Annotated in this window: 2 protein-coding genes; one reads left to right on the top strand and one right to left on the bottom strand. The window is 62.8% G+C overall.

Going from position 1 to position 3,691, the window contains the following annotated elements; all coding sequences use genetic code 11:
* Window positions 1–68 precede the first annotated feature (68 nt).
* A complete protein-coding gene (locus ACE03M_RS07380) occupies window positions 69–1,889 on the bottom strand; it encodes a DEAD/DEAH box helicase (RefSeq protein ID WP_485933315.1) in 1,821 nt (606 codons plus the stop codon).
* Window positions 1,890–2,226: 337 nt separating this feature from the next.
* Between ACE03M_RS07380 and ACE03M_RS07375 the strand changes: the two genes are divergently transcribed.
* Entirely contained in the window at window positions 2,227–3,606 is a 1,380-nt protein-coding gene (locus tag ACE03M_RS07375; protein ID WP_143921856.1) for a glycine--tRNA ligase, read from the top strand.
* Window positions 3,607–3,691: the final 85 nt, after the last annotated feature.

Genomic DNA, 3,691 nt, shown 5'->3' with positions numbered 1-3,691 from the left:
CCCCCCCCCCCCTCTTCTCGTATACGAGCCCAGCGCCGATTCCTCAGCGCCTCAGCAGAGCATGCACATCAGTAGCGGTCGCGTGAGCGTTCTCCGCCGACGCGGTCATTGCTGAACTTCTTGCCGCCTCCGCGACGATCGCCGCGGAAGTTGCGGCTGTCGCCGGGCTGCTTGTCGAAGTTGCCCTTTTTGAACGGACGAGCCGGACGGCCCGAATCCTGACGAATGTCGATCGGGCGACCCTGGATCTGCGTGTTGGAGAGCTTGCGCATGACCGAGGAATCGAGATCCTTGGGCAGATCGACAAGGGTGTGGTTCGACCGGATGTCGATGTGACCGATCTCCTTCGAGGTCAGGCCTCCTTCGTTGGCGATGGCGCCGACGACCGCACCTGGCTGCAGGCGTTCGTTGCGGCCGATGGCCAGGCGATAGGTGGTCATATTCTCATCACGCGGACGGGATGAGCGTTCACGGCCCGGCTTTCCGTCGCGTCCGCCGCCGTCACGGTCACGAACAGGCTTGCCACGCGAAGGCTCCGGCATGGGATCGGCCTTGAGGGTGTTCGACTCGAGCACCAGGGACGCCAGCGCTGCGGCAATGTCGGTCGCAGGCACGTTGCGCGAGAGCTCGTACTGCTCGATGACGGTCGCGAGTTCGGTCAGTTCGGTCGTCGCGAGCACATCGTCGATGCGCTTGGTGAACTTCTCCACACGGGTGTTCGTCAGCTCTTCGACGCTGGGCATCGACAGCGGTTCGACCTTCTGCTTCGTGGCGCGCTCGATGGAACCGAGCAGACGCTGCTCACGCGGGGTGACGAACAGAATGGCCTCGCCCGAACGCCCTGCGCGCCCGGTGCGGCCGATGCGGTGGACGTAGGACTCGGTGTCATGCGGGATGTCGAAGTTGACGACGAGGGTGATGCGCTCGACGTCGAGACCGCGGGCTGCGACATCGGTGGCGACGAGGATGTCGACCTTGCCGCTGCGCAGCATATCGATGGTGCGCTCACGAGCCTGCTGTGGGATGTCACCATTGATCGCCGACGCCTTGAAGCCGCGGGCACGCAGCTTCTCAGCGAGCTCCTCCGTGGCCTGCTTGGTGCGCACGAACATGATGATGCCCTCGTATTCCTCGACCTCGAGGATTCGAGTCAGGGCGTCGAGCTTATGCGAGTGCTGGACCATGTGGTAGCGCTGGCGGATGTTCGATCCGGTCTGCGACTTCGAAGCGACCCGGACCTCTTTGGGGTTGTTGAGGTATTTGCCGGTCAGGCGGTGGATCGATGTCGGCATCGTGGCGGAGAACAGGGCCACCTGACGTGAGTTGCCGGACTGGCTGAAGATCTCTTCGATGTCCTCGGCGAAGCCCATCTTGAGCATCTCGTCGGCCTCATCGAGGATGAGGTGACGGAGGTTTTCGAGCTTGAGCGATCCCTTTTTGAGGTGGTCGATGACACGACCTGGCGTTCCCACGACGACCTGAGCGCCGCGCTTGAGGCCGGAGAGCTGCGGGCCGTAGGCCTGGCCGCCGTAGATCGGGAGGACGGAGAAGTCGTTGAGATTCGTCGCATACGAGGTGAACGCCTCTGCGACCTGGATCGCAAGTTCACGGGTGGGGGTCAGGACCAGAGCGAAGGGGCCGTCGTTGGCGCGGCCGGCCTCGGCGAGGTCGGACAGTGCGGGAAGAGCGAAAGCGGCGGTCTTGCCGGTGCCGGTCTGGGCCAGGCCGATGACATCGCGGCCCTCGACCAGCGCGGGGATCGTCTCAGCCTGGATCGGAGTCGGGGTCTCGTATCCTTGAGTCTGAACTGACTGGAGGACGAGCGGGTGGAGACCCAGCTCGGAGAACTTCGGTGTTGTCGGATTGTCGGATGTGGACACATCTGTCATGAGTTTTCTCTCTCACGTCGGCACACACTTGATCGCAGATGACTGTAGTGGCGATCTACCCTGCGGCCGCTTGTGCAATCATCGTGAGCAATCCGGGCCGAAACCGTATGAGATCCAAGGCTTGCTTGGACAGACTTGAAAACCGTCAGTACGGAGAAAGGTTTGGGTGTGTCTCAATCCTACATGCCACACGTCCGCCGAGGCGGATCCGCGGGCCGGTTTAAGTGTGAGTTCCGTCGCCCATGAGTCGAGACCCTCGGGCGGGAGCTGAACAGATAGGCTGTACCTGCGAGCCACGGCAGCCGGCCGTCGGCGACCTACCTCAAGGAGAATAAACGTGGCACAGTCCAAGTTGGATGCCGTCATCGCCCTGGCCAAACGCAGAGGATTCGTCTTCCAAGCCGGAGAGATCTATGGCGGGTCCCGTTCGGCCTGGGACTACGGGCCCTTGGGCGTTGAGCTCAAGGACAACATCAAGGCCCAGTGGTGGCAGACCTTCGTCCGCGGTCGTGAAGACGTCGTCGGACTCGATTCCTCCATCATTCTGCCTAAGCGCGTCTGGGAGGCCTCCGGACATGTGGCAACCTTCGTCGATCCGCTCGTCGAATGCCTCAACTGCCACAAGCGCCACCGCGAGGACCACCTCGTCGAAGCCTATGAAGCCAAGCACTCGAAGACACCCGAGAACGGTATGGCTGACATCGTCTGCCCCGATTGCGGGAACCGTGGACAGTGGACAGAGCCGCAGGAGTTCTCCGGCCTGGTCAAGACCTTCCTGGGCCCGGTGGAATCGGAGGCAGGTCTGAACTATCTGCGCCCCGAAACCGCACAGGGAATCTTCGTCAACTTCAACAACGTCGTCACCGCGGCGCGGAAGAAGCCGCCTTTCGGGATCGGCCAGATCGGCAAAGCCTTCCGCAACGAGATCACTCCCGGGAACTTCATCTTCCGCACGCGTGAGTTCGAGCAGATGGAGCTCGAGTACTTCGTTCGTCCCGAAGAGGCCGACGACTACTATCGCGAGTGGGTCGAGGCCTGCTGGAACTGGTTCATCGATCTCGGCATCTCCGAAGACAACGTGCGCCGCCTCGACGTTCCCGAAGATGACCGGGCACACTACTCCTCGGGCACGATCGACGTTGAGTACCGCTTCGGCTTCCAGGGATCGGAATGGGGCGAGCTGATGGGCGTGGCCAACCGCACCGACTACGACCTCGGCACCCACACCGAGGCTTCGGGTGCGAAGCTGCAGTACTTCGATCAGGCAAGTGGCGAACGCTTCACTCCCTACGTGATCGAACCGTCCTTCGGTCTGACCCGTTCGATGATGGCTTTCCTCGTCGACGCCTACACCGAGGACGAGGCGCCCAACACCAAGGGCGGCGTGGACAAGCGCATCGTGCTTAAGCTCGATCCGCGCCTGGCTCCGGTCAAGGCGGCCGTGCTGCCGCTGAGTCGCAACGAGAAGCTGACACCGGCGGCCAAGGAGCTCGCGGCTCGTCTGCGCAGGCGTTGGAACATCGACTTCGATGATGCCGGCGCGATCGGTCGTCGGTACCGCCGTCAGGACGAGATCGGCACCCCGCTGTGCATCACGTTCGACTTCGACTCGCTTGACGACAACGCGGTCACGATCCGCAAACGCGACGATATGAGCCAGGAGCGCGTCAGCCTCGATCAGGTCGAGAACTACCTGTCCGAGCACCTCGGCATCTGATAGTCCGCTGGTGTCTGACCACCAGTTGGAGCCTGTCACCGGTGGCTCCGGAGAATCGGGGGGGGGGGGGGGGGGGGGGGGGGGG

Source organism: Brevibacterium sp. AGC70 (assembly GCF_057334195.1).
The sequence above is the reverse complement of the archived record's forward strand: the minus strand, read 5'-3'. Positions and strand labels throughout refer to the sequence as shown.